Genomic DNA, 13,992 nt, shown 5'->3' on the forward strand with positions numbered 1-13,992 from the left:
GTGCGACACTCGTCTGCGCGTAGGCGGCCGGCGTGGCCGGCAACCCGCCGCGGATCGCGCGGCGCTCGGCCTGCAGTCGGCCGGCCTCAAGCTCACAGCGCCCGGGGAAGTGCGCATCGGGCGGTTTCCCGCAAGATCCGACCGGCAATCCCTTACATTTGGGGTCTCCTGGGACATTTGTGACGCGAAATGGTCCCGAATGTGGTAACTTGAGGTCCCATGACCATCAATGACGGCACTTTTACGGCCGAGACCCCCCTCATCATCCAGGGTGGGATGGGCGCCGGTGTATCCAACTGGATGCTCGCGCGCGCGGTATCCCTGCGTGGCCAGCTGGGCGTCGTGTCCGGTACGGTGATCGACACGATCTTCGTGCGGCGTCTGCAGGACGGCGACCCGGGCGGCCATCTGCGCCGCGCGATGGCGCACTTTCCCTGCCCGGCCATCGCCGAGTCGGCGCTCCACCGGTACTTCCATCCGGAGGGCCGCCCGGCCGGCACGCCCTACAAGGCCCTGCCCACCTACAAGCAGGTGGTGAGTGCCGCGCGCCAGCAGATCACGATGCTGGCCAGCTTCGTGGAAGTGTGGCTGGCCAAGGAAGGCCACGACAATCCGGTGGGGATCAATCTCCTCACCAAGGTGCAGATGCCCAATCTGCCCACGCTGTACGGGGCGATGCTGGCCGGCGTGGACGTGGTGCTCATGGGCGCGGGCATCCCGCGCGAGATTCCCGGCGCGCTCGACGCCCTGGCCATCCACCAGCCGGCCGTCATCCGGTTCGACATCGAAGGGGTAGGCGGCGACGCCGAGTACCTCACGTTCGACCCGGGCGAGCACGGCGCGATGCTGGCCACGCTCAAGCGCCCCAAGTTCTACCCCATCGTCGCCGCCACTTCACTCGCCACCACGCTGGCCCGCAAGGCCAACGGCCGGGTGGACGGCTTCGTGATCGAGGGCCCCACGGCGGGCGGCCACAACGCGCCGCCGCGCGGCGATCTCAAGCTGTCGGACAAGGGCGAGCCGGTGTACGGCGAGCGCGACGTGGTGGATCTCGCCAAGATTCGCGAACTCGGCCTTCCGTTCTGGCTGGCCGGAGGCCAGGGGTCGCCGGCCGGCCTGCGGGCCGCGCTCGACGCCGGCGCCGCGGGGATCCAGGTGGGAACGTTGTTCGCGTTCTCCGATGAGTCGGGGGTGATTCCCGGGCTCAAGGAAGAGGTGCTGGCGGGGGTGAACCGGGGCGAGGTCAACGTGCGCACCGATCCGCGCGCGTCGCCCACCGGATATCCGTTCAAACTCGTGGAGATGGCGGCCGGCGACTACCAGCGTCCCACGCGCGAGCGGATCTGTGACCTCGGGTATCTGCGCGTGGCGTACCGCAAGGACGCCGGGGGGCTCGGATATCGCTGCCCCGCCGAGCCGGTGGATGCCTACGTGGCCAAGGGCGGGACGGTGGCCGAGACCGAGGGACGGCGGTGCCTGTGCAACGCGCTGCTGGCGAACATCGGGCACGGGCAGGTGCGCCCGCATTGGGACGACGAGCTGCCGTTGCTCACGAGCGGCGACGATCTCATGGCGATGGCGCCCTTCCTGCGGGGGCGCACCAGCTACTCGGCGGTCGAGGTGCTGGACTATCTGCTCTCGGGCGTCACCGCGCTCGCCGCTTCGCCGCCAGTCGCTGCAGTCTGAGCCGTTCCTCGCGTTCGCGTTCGTCGAGGTCGCGCCGCACCGAGACGATCTGGGTCTGGAGGGCGGGCGCCACGCGCTGCTCCAGAGTGCGCAGCCGCCGCGAGGTGGTGGCCACGGCGTCGCTCAACCGCCGCACCCGTTGCTCGCGCGGCGCCGCCTCGATCAACAGTTCGGCGAAGATCTCGTAGCGCCGCGCGGCCTCCTCGACCGCCATCCCCACGTCGCCCGGCGCCAGTCCGCGGGCGTCAAGCGTGCGCTGCAGGGCCGGCCGCTGGATCACGTCGCTCACCGCCAGTCCCCAGATCTGTGCCGGCCGCACCTCCACCCGCGGATCGCCGGTGGGCCATGCCATCGCGGTGAGCCCCGAGATCCCGTGCGCCGCGAGCGCGCCGGCCAGCGCTTCGGCGGCGGCATTCGCGCTGTCGGCCAGTTGTTGGCGCACGTCCACCGCCGGCCGGGCGAGCTTGAACAGCTCCGCCACCAACGCCTCGCGCTTGCGCCGGGTGAGCGATGCGCCCTTGAGCACGCGGGCGAGGCGCCGGCGCGCGCCGAGCAGGCTGGCCCGCGTGGGGGCGATGCGATCGCGCGCGCTCATGGCGCCTCGCGCCGGGCCACATCCTCGCGGCGCGCCTCGAGCGTGGCGTCGCTCAGGCGCGCGAGGTCGTCGCGGGGCAGCGTCTCCAGCAGCTTCCACCCGACCTCGAAGGTGTCGTCGATGGTGCGGCGTCCCTCCGGCTGATTCACGAACTCGCGCTCGAACCGGTCGGCCAGCGCGAATGCGCGGCGGTCGGCGTCCGGCAGTCCCGATTCGCCGACGATCGCGGCCATCGTGCGCGCCTCGCGTCCGCGGGCGTACGTGGCGTAGAGTTGGTCGCTCCACTCGCGGTGCTCCCTGCGCGTGCGCTCGGCGCCGATGCCGGCGTTCATGAGTCGGGACAGCGACGGCAACACGTCGATGGGGGGGGCGATGCCGCTGCGGTGCAGGTCGCGGGAGAGCACGAGCTGGCCTTCGGTGATGTAGCCGGTGAGGTCGGGGATGGGGTGCGTGAGGTCGTCGTCGGGCATCGTGACGATCGGGATCTGCGTGATCGAGCCCGGCTTGCCGGCGATGATCCCGGCGCGCTCGTAGATCGTGGCGAGATCGGTGTACATGTATCCGGGATATCCCCGGCGTCCCGGGATCTCCTCGCGAGCGGTGGCGATCTCGCGCAGCGCCTCGCAGTAGTGCGTCATGTCGGCGATCACGACCAGCACGTGGATGCCGCAGTCGAAGGCCAGGTACTCGGCCGCGGTGAGGGCGAGCCGCGGGGACAGGAGGCGCTCCACGGCCGGATGCGCGGCCTCGTTGAGATACAGCACGGTGCGCGGCATCGCGCCGCTGGCCCGCACGCGGTCCATGAACTCGCGCGTCTCGCGCGCCGTGATGCCGACGCCGGCGAAGACGACCGCGAACGGCTCGCCGCGGGGCGCCCGCGCCCACTCCACGATGCGCCCCGCGAGATCCAGCGCCGGCAGTCCCGGCCCGCCGAACACCGGCAGCTTCTGGCCGCGCACCAGCGTATTCATCGCGTCGATGGCGCTGATGCCGGTCTCGATGAAATCCCGCGGCCGCGCGCGCCGCATGGGGTTGATGGGCGCCCCGTTGATCGGCCGTACGGCGTCGCCGATCGGCGCCGGGAGTCCATCCACCGGAGCGCCGTGTCCATCGAACGCGCGGCCCAGGAGCTCGCGTCCCACCACGGTCGTGGCCACGTCGCCCGTGAGGACCACGTCGGCGCGGTCGGGCGCGAGGCCCACCGTGCTGTCGAGCAGCTGGATGGTCGTGAGGCGCTCGCCGGCATCGATCACCTGGCCGCGGCGGTCGGGCTGGCCGGGCAGCTCCACGCGCACCCACTCGCCGAGGGCCACGTGGCGCGTGTGCTCCACGAACAGCAGCGGGCCGGCCGCCGACGCGGCGCCGTGGTAGGTGCGTTCGGGCGCGGTGCTCACGGGTGGGATCCTCCGGGGGGGCGTGGGGCCAGCGCCTGCACCGCCTCCCGCGCCTCGCGCGCGCGCGGCTCCAGTTCGTGCTCGGGCGCGTCACGCAGGGCGGCGAGGGCGCGCCACACCGGCGACAGGTCGAGCCGGGCAAATGCGATCCCGGCTCCGAGCGCCGCCTCGCCGGCGCGATGCGCGTCGAGCGCGCACGCCGCCATCGCGTACGTCTTGGCCACCGAGGAGGCCGCGTCGTGCGGGTGGTACGCGTTCTGCCGCAGCACGATCTCGCGCACCATCGCTGCGCAGTCCATGGTGAGGCGATCCGTGTCTTCCAACGCGTCGGGGCCCACCAGACTCGCGATGTCGCGCAGTTCGCGTTCGTGCTGCATGAGGTTCATGAGGCCCACGCGCACCTCCGACCAGCGCTCGCCGCCGTGCTCGGCAAACCACGACGCGATGCGCTCGACGTACAGCGAGTAGCTCGTCTCCCAATCCACGGCCGGGAAGTGGCGCTGGTGGGCGAGCGACGGATCGAGCGCCCACATGGCGCCGGCCACGCGCAGCGACGCCTGGGTGACCGGCTCGGAGAAATCACCGCCGGGCGGCGACACCGCGCCGATGATCGTCACGGCGCCGCGGCGCTCGGGCGCGCCCAGCGCGCGCGCGCGGCCGGCCCGTTCGAAGAACTGCCCCAGCCGGCTGGCCAGGTACGTGGGATAGCCCTCCTCGCCCGGCATCTCCTGCAGGCGCGCGGCCATCTCGCGCAGCGCTTCCGCCCAGCGCGACGCGCTGTCGATCATCAGCGCCACGCGGTGTCCCTGATCACGGAAGTACTCGGCGATCGTGACGCCGAAGTAGATGCTCGCCTCGCGCGCCGCCACCGGCATGTTGGACGTGTTCGCCACCAGCACGGCGCGCTCCATGAGCGCGCGTCCGGTGCGGGGGTCCACGAGCGCGGGGAATTCGGTGAGCACGTCGGTCATCTCGTTGCCGCGCTCGCCGCAGCCCACGTACACGATGATGTCCGCGTCGGCGTGTCGGGCCAGCGACTGCTCGATGATCGTCTTGCCGGTGCCGAATCCGCCGGGGACGATGGCGTTGCCGCCTTCGGCCACCGGGAAAAACAGGTCGAATACGCGCTGTCCGGTGACGAACGGCCGCTCGTAGCCCAGCCGCTCGGCCAGGGGCCGCGCGATGCGCACCGGCCAGCGGTGCGCCAGATGCAGCGGCGTGCCGTCATCCAGCGCGCCGATGGGATCGTCCACGTGATACGAACCGGTGGCGAGATGCGCCACGCGGCCGCGCACATGGGGTGGCACGAGAATCTGGTGCGAGAACCCCTGGCTCTCCGGCACGGCGCCGAGCACGTCGCCGGGTGCGACGTCGGCGCCCGCGGGAACGGCCGCGGTGAAGCTCCAGAGACTCCCGGCGTCGAGCGTATCGGCGGCCGTGCCCGGGGCGATGAAATCACCCGTCGCTTCGGCCACGCGGGCCAGCGGGCGTCCCACGCCGTCCAGCACCGAGCCCAGGAGGCCGGGCCCGAGTTGCGCGGTGAGCGTGGTCCCCGAAAACTCCACTGGTGCGCCCAGGCGCAGGCCGGTGGTGTCCTCGTACACCTGCAACGTGGCCACGTCGCGTTCCTGCCGCACGACCTCGGCCAACAGACGCCGCTCGCCCACGTACGCCAGCTCATAGAGCGCGGCGGCGCAGGGGCCGGCTTCGACCAGGGCGCCGGCGATGCGCGTGATCGCGGCGTTCATTGCAGCCTCACGCGATAGCCGATCGCTCGCCGCAACAACTCCAGGATGTACGCCTCGGCATGCTCGGTCGCGGCGCCCCACTCGGCGCGCGGGACGGGAACGACGATCGGCAGCGCCCGATTCTCCAGGTCGCGGCGCAGCGTGGCGGGAAAGGCGTCGAACAGCGGCTGCTCGATGAGCAGAATCCCGAGGTCCGATGACTCCACCAATCGCATCACGCGCTCGGCGGCGAGCGTGGGCGTTACGGCGTCCTCGGCGGGAAGCCCGGCCAGGCGGAGGCCCGCGGCCAGCGCCGGCGATGCCACGGCTCGCACGCGGAAGCTCACGCGGCCTCCTCGAGATCACCCACCCGCAGCGCCGCCGGAACGCCCAGCGATATCTGCCACAGGATGCGGAGCAGGGCGCGATGCTCCACGCGCAAGCGCAACACGTAGCAGATGACCGGAGCCATCCCGAGCGGCTCCCGGCGCGACCGGCGGAGGAATTCGGCGAGTAGCGCCGTGAGGGCGGCGTCGTCCGCGGTCTGCGTCGTGGCCAGGAGCGCCACGTGGAGCGGCGTGTGGGCCACGCGCGCCTGCATGCGTCTGACGAGGGTCTCGGGGCGGTGCGATTCGGCCGCCTGTTGCAGATCCTCCAGGTGCACCAGCGCGCCGCCGCTCACGAACAGGGCGTGGGGCGTGGCATCGGACCGCTGCTCGGCGAGGAGGCGGGCGGCCCAGAGGTTCTGGAGGTCGATGCTGCGCTGCACGTACAGGCGGAGCGCGGCGTCCCCGTGGCGCGCGGCGCTCAGCGCGCGCGCCGCCCAGGCGCGCATGACCGCCTGGTCGATGGAGAACAGGTCGGGGCGGTCGAGATGCGCTTCCGCGGCCAGCGCGCGCGCGAATGGATGCCGCAGCGCGAGCAGGGCGGCGGCGATCGAGGAGATGTCGCCCAGCAGGGCCAGCTCGCCGAGGGCACGGGCGGGCAGGGCCGGGGTGGGCACGAGGCCGGCCGTGCGCAATTCCGGCGCCACGCCGGCCACGGCGCCGCGCACGAGCGCACGGATCGAGCGGCGGTCCTCGTCTTCGAGCAACGGTACGAGCAGGTCGTCGTCGTCGCGGCTCCAGCGCGCGAGCGTGGCCAGGCGCCGCGACGCCACGCCCCGAACGGCCGCTTCGACGGCGCGCTCGTCCGGCGGCGGCGCGTTGGGCGCGAACGCCAGGTACGCCATGCGCTCGAGCGCATCGCTGAACGCGCGGCGGTCGGCGGATAGCGCGAGCGCGTGCAACGTGGCCGGCGTGAGCAGGCGGCTGGAGAGCCCGCGGGCGCGCGTGACGAGGGGTCCCCAGGTGGTCATGGCGCGGGCTCCCCGTGGGCAGGCCCGGTCTCGATCGCGTGCACCGCTTGGATCGACAGCGCCTGCGCCATGCGGCGCAGGCGGGCCACGAAGGTGGCGTCCACGCGCACCGTGCCGTCCACGTGTTCGAGCATCGCGCCCAGCGGCACGGACTCATCGATCACGACCGGCGCGGGGGCGAGTCCGAGCGCGGCCATCGCCGCCTGCACCGCCGCCGCCGCCGCGGTGGAGCAGCGCACGCGGATCTCGCCGGCGGGCAGATAGGGCACTGCTTCGCCGACGATCGGAGTCAACCGCCGAGCCAGGTCGGGGTCGGCGGCGAGACCGGCAAGCTGCCGCTCCGCGGCGGCGAACACCCGCGCGACAAAGGCCTCGCGCGACTCGAGGGGCGCGCGCATCGTCTCCTGGGCAATCTGGGCCCGCGCGGCGTCGCGTTCGAGCCCGAGCGCGCGCTCCCGTTCGCCCACCGCCGCGGCGCGTCGGCGCTCCCGCTGGGCCGCCGCGGCCTGCAGCACGCGGTCCGCCTCGGCCCTCGCCGTTGCGGAACGCTCGGCGATCGCATGGTCCGCGTCGCGCCGCAGCTGCTCGAGTAGCGGGCCGGCCTCGACCGGCATCGGTCAGGCTCCGCCGCCGGCTCGGAGGAGGATCAGCACGGCCACGATGAATCCGAGGATCACCATGGTCTCGGGAATGGCGACGAGCACGATGATCGTCCCCGCGAGCTCGGGCTTCTCCGCCAGCGCGGCGGCGCCGGCGCTGCCGATCTTGGATTGGGCCCACGCGGTGGCGAGGGCGGCCACGCTCATCACGCCGGCGGCACTGAGTACGATCCACATCATGTTCATGACGATGTCCTCGACGTCTCGGGTGCGGGCGGCGCGAAGCGATGACCGAAAGGCGTGTACGGTTGCCCGCCCGGGCTGTAGAACTTTCCAAAGAACTCCACATAGTGGAGGCGGAACGCGTGAATCGCCGGGCTGAACACGCCGATAGCGAAGTTCACGAGATGGAACAGCAGCGCGAACACCAGGCCCACCACGGTGCTGCCCACGGCGCCGGCCATCTGATTGGCGACGACGGCCAGCATCACCGACGCGGTGCCGATGGCCATGATGCGCGCGTAGGACAGCACGTTGCCGAGCGTGGCCAGCAGCTCCACCGGCGCGATGAGCCCCTCGGCGAACACGAGCACCGGAAAGGCAATCAGGAGCACGACCACCGCCGGCGTGAACAGCCGGGAGGGGAGCACCTCGAACGCGGCGAGCAGCGCGGCCACGACCAACAGCACCATCAACGCCGACACGCCGCTGCCCAGCGCGTGCTTGGGCTCCTTGCGGTACGACGTGATGGCGCCGAGCACGAGACCGAGCACCACGTGCACCACGCCGAGTCCGACGGCCGCGGCGAGCGCGGCGAACACCGCGCGTTCGCGATCGAAGATGATCGGGTGGAGGCCGAACAGCCGGAGGCCGAGGTCTCCGAAGTACTCGCCGTACAGTACGCCGAAGATGATCGTGAACGCGGCGCACGGTCCGGCGATCCGGGCCGCGGTCTGGAGGAGTGAACCCGGCCGGGCGCGCGCGTGCACCAGCAGGGCCAGGCCGGCGAGCAGCACACCGTACCCCGCGTCGCCGAGCATCATGCCGAACATCAGCGGAAAGAACACGGCCACGAACGGTGTGGGATCGATCGTGCCGTAGCGTGGCAGCGGGAGCAGACCGATCACGGCCTCGAATGGGCGGAACAGCCTGGGATTCGACAGGACCACCGGCGCGTCTTGCGCTCCCCAGTCCTCGCGCGCCACGGTCTCGACCACCACCGTGGGGCCGACGGCGGCGGAGATGCGGCGCGTCAATCCGGGCACGCTCCGCTCGGGCAGCCACCCCTCGATGGCGAACGCGTGCGGCGTGACCGCCGTGTGCTCGTGGGCGCTGGCGGCGGCCAGCCAATCCTCGATCGCGGCGCGAGCCGCGCGCAGTTCGGGGCCGCGGGCGCGGGCCATCTCCCGGCGCTCGGCGCGGCAGGCCTCGACCTCCGCCGGAATGTCGACCAGGCGCGCGAGCATCCTGGGCACCGCCTGCTCGAGGGGCATGTCGCGGTACGCCGCGGGCAGCGGAACCTCGGGCACTCGCGCCTCGGCTAGCCGCGCGTCGAGCTTGGCGCTGAATTCGCGGGGCAGGACGAGGAGGATGGCCAGGTCGCCGCCCGCGAGCTCGCGCGTGGTCATCGAGAACTCCGCGCCCAATTGGTCGCGGAGCGCCTTGGCAAGGGTATCGACCGTGGCCCGCCCCGACTCGGGTACGACCACGGCGTGGCTGGTGAGGCGGGGCGTGTCCGCCACCCGACGCACCGCCGGCAGCACCGCGGAGAGGAAATCGCGGTAGCGGGTGACGAGCGCCCGTTCCTCGTCCAGCGCGGTCTCGCGGCTTCGCAGCGCGCGGGCCTCGCGCGCCGTGTGATTGGCCAGGCGCGCCCAGCGCGCGAAGTCCTGCACGGTGGCGTTGCGTTGCGCCGGCCCGGTGCCGGCGACGGCGAGGGCGCGCAGCGCCTCGTCGGTCTCGTCGAGCGCGCGCATCAGTTGCGCGCGGCGCCGCTCGGCGCGCGGGTCGAGGTGCGCCGACTGCACGCCGGCGCGGCTCCGCGCCTCGGCCAGTTGGAGCTGCCCGAAGTCCTGCACGGCTTGGAGCGCGTCGTCGAACCGGTCTCTGGGTCCGAGCACGCGCACCCGCGCCATGGGGATGATCATGACACGGGGGTTGCCGGCGCGACGACGGTGAGCAGCCGTTCGGCGATCGCGGCGATCGTCACGTCGTCGGCCTCGGCGAACAGCCGCGCGCGGCGATCGGCCTCGGCGCGAACCGCATTGGCGTCCGTCACGCGCTGCGTGGCGGCCTGCTCGTCGAGCAGCTGCAGGATGTGGCGCAACTCGCGCTCCGCCTGTTCGTCGGCAGCGGCCGCCGCGGCGCGCGCTTCAACCATCAGGCGCTCGGCCTCGCGCTCGGCACGCTGCAGGTCCAGCCCGACCTCCCGCTCTGCCTCGAGGAGCGCATCGAGCGCGGACGGATCGCCGTGCGCAGCCGGCGCATGCGGTGTGGCGTTGAACATGATCCCCTCCCCCTTGTGGGTCGGGTGCGGGTGCAGGCCCACGTTCCTAGATTCGAATTCGGCCCTGCCCCTTGGCATCGGGGGTGTGCCCCGGACACTGTGAGGAATTCACCGACCGTAGCAGCGCTGAGGCGGTTACCTCGTGCCGGACGCGCTGTCGTCCACGCGAGCGGCGACCAGCCGGCCGGCGGCGGCGCTGACTGCCAGTATCCTCATCATCGACAGGATCCGAGCTCGTGAAGACAGCCGCGCCAAGGGCGGCCGCACGCTGGCCGTGGTAGTGGGCGGCCGGTGGACCAGCGTGGAGTACATCGCGGCGCTTCTGGTGGCCTTCGCGGTGGCGGCGTGGCGCTCCGGGCGCGGGGGATCCGGAATCCAGGTGACATGGCCCGCGGGGTTGCGGGCGCTGGCCGTGAGCGTGATCGGCGAGTTGCACGGCGGCCACACGCACGTGGCAATCACCCCGAAGGCGCCTCGCGCCGGGCCGGAGGTGCTGTTGGCCCCGTGGCGTCTCATCCCTCGCCCTCGAACACGGCGGCACGCTTGTCGAAGAACGCGTTGAGGCCATCCGAGAAATCCGGACCGTCAGCGGAGCGGACGAGGTGTTGCAGCTCCTCGTCCAGATGGTAGTCGAGCTGGTCGACGCCGGCCGCCTGGTTGATGAGGCTCTTGGCCACCGCGTAGGCCTTGGTGGGACCGGCGGCGATGCGCTGGGCGATCGCCATCACGTCGGCGTCGAACTGCTGGCGCGGGAAGACGTCGTTGATGAGGCGAAGGTCCTTGGCCTCCGCGGCGCCGAGCCGCGGGTTGAGCAGGACGAGCCCCATGGCCATGCGCAGTCCGATCAGCCGCGGGAGGAAGAAGGTGGAGCTCTCGGCGCCGGTGAGTCCCGTCTTGTGGTATGCCCACTCGAAGGTGGCGCGGTCCGACGCGAACACCAGGTCGCAGGCCATGGCGATGCCGAAGCCGCCGGCCGCCGCCACGCCGTCCACCGCGGCGATGAACGGCTTGGGGGCGCGCTTGATCTCCGAGATCGTGCTGTGGATGTACTCGAGGATCTCCTTGAAGCTGTCGCCGAATCCCGGGGGGGCGGCGGTGCCGTCGGGGCGGAGGTAGCCGAAGTCCTGCGGCGAGCCCTGGGCGCGGATGTATTTGAGGTCTGCGCCGCTGCAGAAGATGCCGTTGGTGCCGCGCACGATCACGCAGCGCACGTCCGCGGCGCGCGCCAGCTGCAATCCGGCTTTCCGGAAATCGCGCGCCGTCTCCACGTCCATGGAGTTGAACCGATCGGGCCGATCGATGACGAGGGTGCCCACCGGGCCGTCGCGTTCTATATGGATGTGTTCCATGGCCATGGCGGCGCTCCCGTCAGCAGATGCGCGGCAGCAACTCACCCTCGTACTCCGAGAGCAGGCGCTTGCCGAGCCCGGTGTCCAGCACCACGTCGCCGACGCGTGTGCTCACGCATTCGCCGATCACGGCGGCATTCACGCCGGAGGCGTGCCCGCGCAACGCGTCGAGCACCGCGGCGACCGTCGCGTCGTCGCCGCGCACGCCGAGCACCGCCTTGCCCTCGTTGGCCACGTGCAGCGGGTCGAGGCCAAGCATCTCGGCCACGGCGCGGACCACCGGGTTCACCGGCACGTCCGCCTCGCGGATGTAAATGCCCACGCCGCCCTTCTCGGCCATCTCGTGCAGGGCGCTGGACAGGCCGCCGCGCGTCGGGTCCTTCATCGCCGACACGGCGCCGCGGCCGGCAGCGAGGGCGCTGCGGATCATCCCGTTGATCGGCGCGACGTCCGACGACAGCTCGGCGTCGATGGCCAGGTGGTGGCGATGCGCCATCAACGCCATGCCGTGATCGCCCACATTGCCGGTGACGATGATCCGGTCGCCCACCTGCAATCCGGAGTCGCGCACGATGTGGTCGGCCACGGCCACGCCGGTGGTGTTGATCACCACGCCATCGAGTTCGCCGCGTCCCATCACCTTGGTGTCGCCGGTGACGACGGTGGTGCCGGCCTCGCGGCAGGTGTCGACCATGGACTGCTGCACGCGCTCGAGATCGGCGAAGGTGAACCCCTCCTCGACGATGAGCGCGCAGGTGAGGCCCAGGGGTTCGGTGGCGCCCATCATCGCCAGATCGTTGACCGTGCCGGCCACGGCGAGGCGTCCGATGTCGCCGCCCGGGAAGAACACCGGCTGCACGACGTGCGAATCGGTGGTCACGACCAGCCATCGGTCGCCCAGGCGGAGCGCGGCGCCGTCGTCCATGGCGGCGATGCCGAAGCCGTCCACGGCGATGTCAATGAATCCGCGGGTGAGGGTCTCCTGGATCAACCGGCGCATGGCGCGGCCGCCGGCGCCGTGCTTCATGACGATCGTCGGGTCGCGACGGCCGGAGTGGGCGCGGACCGCGTCGTCGTTGATGGCGGTGCTCATAGCCTGGGGTGCCCTCCGTACTGGTGCCAGATGCGGCAGGTTCCTTCGCTGCTCACCATGCAGGCGCCCACCGGCGCGTCGGGCACGCACTCCTTGCCGAACAGCGCGCACTTCTCGGGCGACGAGATGCCGGCCATGATGTCGCCGCAGACGCACAGTTGCGTGAGGGCGGGCGGTGCCTGCGTCCAGAGCCGCTTGAGGTCGATCTTGAACTGGCGGCGCGCGTCGAGGCGCGCATACTCGTCGCGCAGGCGGAGATTGCCGTTGGGTACGTGGGCGATGCCGCGCCAGTTGCCGCCGGTGGTGCGGAACACGCGCCAGAGTTGCTGCTGCGCCACGCGATTGCCGTCGCGCGTCACGCAGCGAGGGAAGGCATTCACCACGCGGTGATCCTTGTCGCGGATCAACTCCACGAGTTGCGCGAGTCCGGCCAGAATGTCGAGCGGCTCGAAGCCCGCGACGACCACGGGGATGCCGTGCCGCTCCACGAACCGTTCAAAGATGCCCCAGCCGGTGATCGTCGCCGCGTGTCCGGCGGCGAGGAAGCCCTCGATGCGCGTGTCGGGCATCTCGGCCACGATCTCCATGACCGGCGGGATGTACTTGTGCGCCGAGAGCACGTAGAAGTTGGGCGGCGGGTCGTTGACGATGATCGCCGCCGTGGCCACGGCGGTGGTCTCGAATCCGCTGGCAAAGAAGACCACGGGCTCGTTGGACTCGCGCGCGATGTCCACCGCCTGCGCGGCGCTGTACACCACGTCCACGTGCCCGCCCATCGACTGGACCTCGGCCAGCGACCGCACCGTGCCCGGCACGCGCAGCATGTCGCCGTAGGTGACCACGCGCACACCGTCCTCGGCGAGCACCACGGCCTCGTCCACCTCGGGCAGATCGGTGACGCACACCGGGCATCCCGGGCCCATGATCACATCGAGCGCGTCGGGGAAGGTGGCGCGCAGCCCGAACTTGGCGATCGACTGCTCGTGGCTGCCGCAGACGTGCATCACCGTGACCGGGGTGCGGCCGATCTGCGCGCAGGTGTGGCCGATGGCGTCGGCGAGCGCGCGGGCGCGGGCCGGATCGCGGAACTTGAGTTCTTCGGCGCCCTTGGGGCGCGTGGCTGCGCCGGCGGCGTCAGGCACCGGGGGAACCCGCGGACGGGTTGCGCGCCGTGGCGGGTGCGCTGGCGTGGATCTCGCCGCGCACGTCGGCCGCCATCATGTCGCTCTCGGCCTCGCGGAGCAGCAACTCGTAGAGCGCCAGCGTCTCGCCGATCTCGTCGTCAGGAATGCGGCGAATGGCGAACCCGACGTGGTTGAGGATGTAATCGCCGGGGGCGACGGGCTCGTCGATGACGTCGAGGCGCGTCTCGCGCTTCACGCCGAAGAAGTCCACCTGCGCGATCTGGCCGTTCACCGCGAGCACGCGGCCTGGCACACCAAGGCACATCGATCCTCCCACGTTCGTAGCGGCGGTGGACACCGCCGCATGGAGGCCAAGCTGGGAAAGCCGGCGCGGCGCGTCAGTCAGGCGAGTCGCTCGTGTTGTGTCGGGCAAATGCGCACAGCGTGGGGCGCGCGCGAGCCCGCGGGCAAACCCACGACATACGGGTCGGTGGAACCCGCACAAATCTCCGGCATCCTCCGACGGTTGCGCTGGACGTGGCACGGCACATTGCACCTCGCC

The 13,992-nt window shown here is 71.6% G+C and carries 14 protein-coding genes; 1 reads left to right on the forward strand and 13 read right to left on the reverse strand.

Annotated features, from left to right (window positions below):
• Positions 1-219 precede the first annotated feature (219 nt).
• Positions 220-1,686, forward strand: a complete 1,467-nt coding sequence (locus tag VNE60_08445; protein HVB31534.1) for a nitronate monooxygenase — start codon at positions 220-222, stop codon at positions 1,684-1,686.
• Here the strand turns inward: VNE60_08445 and VNE60_08450 are convergent.
• The 13 genes from VNE60_08450 to VNE60_08510 form a co-directional block, all read right to left on the reverse strand.
• Positions 1,646-2,281: a V-type ATP synthase subunit D gene (locus tag VNE60_08450; protein HVB31535.1), complete on the reverse strand. Its 636-nt coding sequence runs from the start codon at positions 2,279-2,281 to the stop codon at positions 1,646-1,648. The two genes, VNE60_08445 and VNE60_08450, sit on opposite strands and share 41 nt — an antisense overlap.
• A complete protein-coding gene (locus VNE60_08455) occupies positions 2,278-3,675 on the reverse strand; it encodes a V-type ATP synthase subunit B (GenBank protein ID HVB31536.1) in 1,398 nt (465 codons plus the stop codon). Before VNE60_08455 ends, VNE60_08450 begins: the two co-directional genes overlap by 4 nt.
• Positions 3,672-5,423, reverse strand: coding sequence for a V-type ATP synthase subunit A (locus VNE60_08460; GenBank protein ID HVB31537.1), 1,752 nt, complete (start codon positions 5,421-5,423; stop codon positions 3,672-3,674). Before VNE60_08460 ends, VNE60_08455 begins: the two co-directional genes overlap by 4 nt.
• A complete protein-coding gene (locus VNE60_08465; protein HVB31538.1) occupies positions 5,420-5,749 on the reverse strand; it encodes a V-type ATP synthase subunit F in 330 nt (109 codons plus the stop codon). The genes VNE60_08460 and VNE60_08465 overlap by 4 nt, the downstream gene beginning before the upstream one ends.
• A complete protein-coding gene (locus tag VNE60_08470; protein HVB31539.1) occupies positions 5,746-6,759 on the reverse strand; it encodes a V-type ATPase subunit in 1,014 nt (337 codons plus the stop codon). Before VNE60_08470 ends, VNE60_08465 begins: the two co-directional genes overlap by 4 nt.
• Entirely contained in the window at positions 6,756-7,373 is a 618-nt protein-coding gene (locus tag VNE60_08475; protein ID HVB31540.1) for a V-type ATP synthase subunit E family protein, read from the reverse strand. The genes VNE60_08470 and VNE60_08475 overlap by 4 nt, the downstream gene beginning before the upstream one ends.
• A 3-nt stretch (positions 7,374-7,376) precedes the next feature.
• Entirely contained in the window at positions 7,377-7,598 is a 222-nt protein-coding gene (locus VNE60_08480) for a hypothetical protein (protein HVB31541.1), read from the reverse strand.
• Positions 7,599-7,600: 2 nt separating this feature from the next.
• Positions 7,601-9,505 (reverse strand): V-type ATPase 116kDa subunit family protein, encoded by a 1,905-nt coding sequence (locus VNE60_08485; protein ID HVB31542.1) that lies wholly within the window; start codon positions 9,503-9,505, stop codon positions 7,601-7,603.
• Positions 9,502-9,906, reverse strand: coding sequence for a hypothetical protein (locus VNE60_08490; GenBank protein ID HVB31543.1), 405 nt, complete (start codon positions 9,904-9,906; stop codon positions 9,502-9,504). The genes VNE60_08485 and VNE60_08490 overlap by 4 nt, the downstream gene beginning before the upstream one ends.
• Positions 9,907-10,376: 470 nt before the next feature.
• Positions 10,377-11,219 (reverse strand): enoyl-CoA hydratase-related protein, encoded by an 843-nt coding sequence (locus VNE60_08495; protein HVB31544.1) that lies wholly within the window; start codon positions 11,217-11,219, stop codon positions 10,377-10,379.
• 13 nt (positions 11,220-11,232) lie between these two features.
• Entirely contained in the window at positions 11,233-12,306 is a 1,074-nt protein-coding gene (hypE, locus tag VNE60_08500; protein ID HVB31545.1) for a hydrogenase expression/formation protein HypE, read from the reverse strand.
• Positions 12,303-13,448: a hydrogenase formation protein HypD gene (hypD, locus tag VNE60_08505; protein ID HVB31546.1), complete on the reverse strand. Its 1,146-nt coding sequence runs from the start codon at positions 13,446-13,448 to the stop codon at positions 12,303-12,305. Before hypD ends, hypE begins: the two co-directional genes overlap by 4 nt.
• Positions 13,441-13,743 carry a HypC/HybG/HupF family hydrogenase formation chaperone gene (locus VNE60_08510; protein HVB31547.1) on the reverse strand — a complete coding sequence of 101 codons (303 nt, stop codon included), beginning with the start codon at positions 13,741-13,743 and terminating at the stop codon, positions 13,441-13,443. The genes hypD and VNE60_08510 overlap by 8 nt, the downstream gene beginning before the upstream one ends.
• Positions 13,744-13,992 lie beyond the last annotated feature (249 nt).

Source organism: Gemmatimonadaceae bacterium (assembly GCA_035533755.1).
Taxonomy (GTDB): Bacteria; Gemmatimonadota; Gemmatimonadetes; order Gemmatimonadales; family Gemmatimonadaceae; genus JAGWRI01.

Coding starts and splice junctions, on each gene's coding strand:
- VNE60_08445 (HVB31534.1), top strand. CDS start 220: ATGACCATCAATGACGGCACTTTTACGGCCGAGACCCCCCTCATCATC.
- VNE60_08450 (HVB31535.1), bottom strand. CDS start 2,281: ATGAGCGCGCGCGATCGCATCGCCCCCACGCGGGCCAGCCTGCTCGGC.
- VNE60_08485 (HVB31542.1), bottom strand. CDS start 9,505: ATGATCATCCCCATGGCGCGGGTGCGCGTGCTCGGACCCAGAGACCGG.
- VNE60_08495 (HVB31544.1), bottom strand. CDS start 11,219: ATGGCCATGGAACACATCCATATAGAACGCGACGGCCCGGTGGGCACC.
- VNE60_08460 (HVB31537.1), bottom strand. CDS start 5,423: ATGAACGCCGCGATCACGCGCATCGCCGGCGCCCTGGTCGAAGCCGGC.
- VNE60_08470 (HVB31539.1), bottom strand. CDS start 6,759: ATGACCACCTGGGGACCCCTCGTCACGCGCGCCCGCGGGCTCTCCAGC.
- VNE60_08475 (HVB31540.1), bottom strand. CDS start 7,373: ATGCCGGTCGAGGCCGGCCCGCTACTCGAGCAGCTGCGGCGCGACGCG.
- VNE60_08480 (HVB31541.1), bottom strand. CDS start 7,598: ATGATGTGGATCGTACTCAGTGCCGCCGGCGTGATGAGCGTGGCCGCC.
- hypE (HVB31545.1), bottom strand. CDS start 12,306: ATGAGCACCGCCATCAACGACGACGCGGTCCGCGCCCACTCCGGCCGT.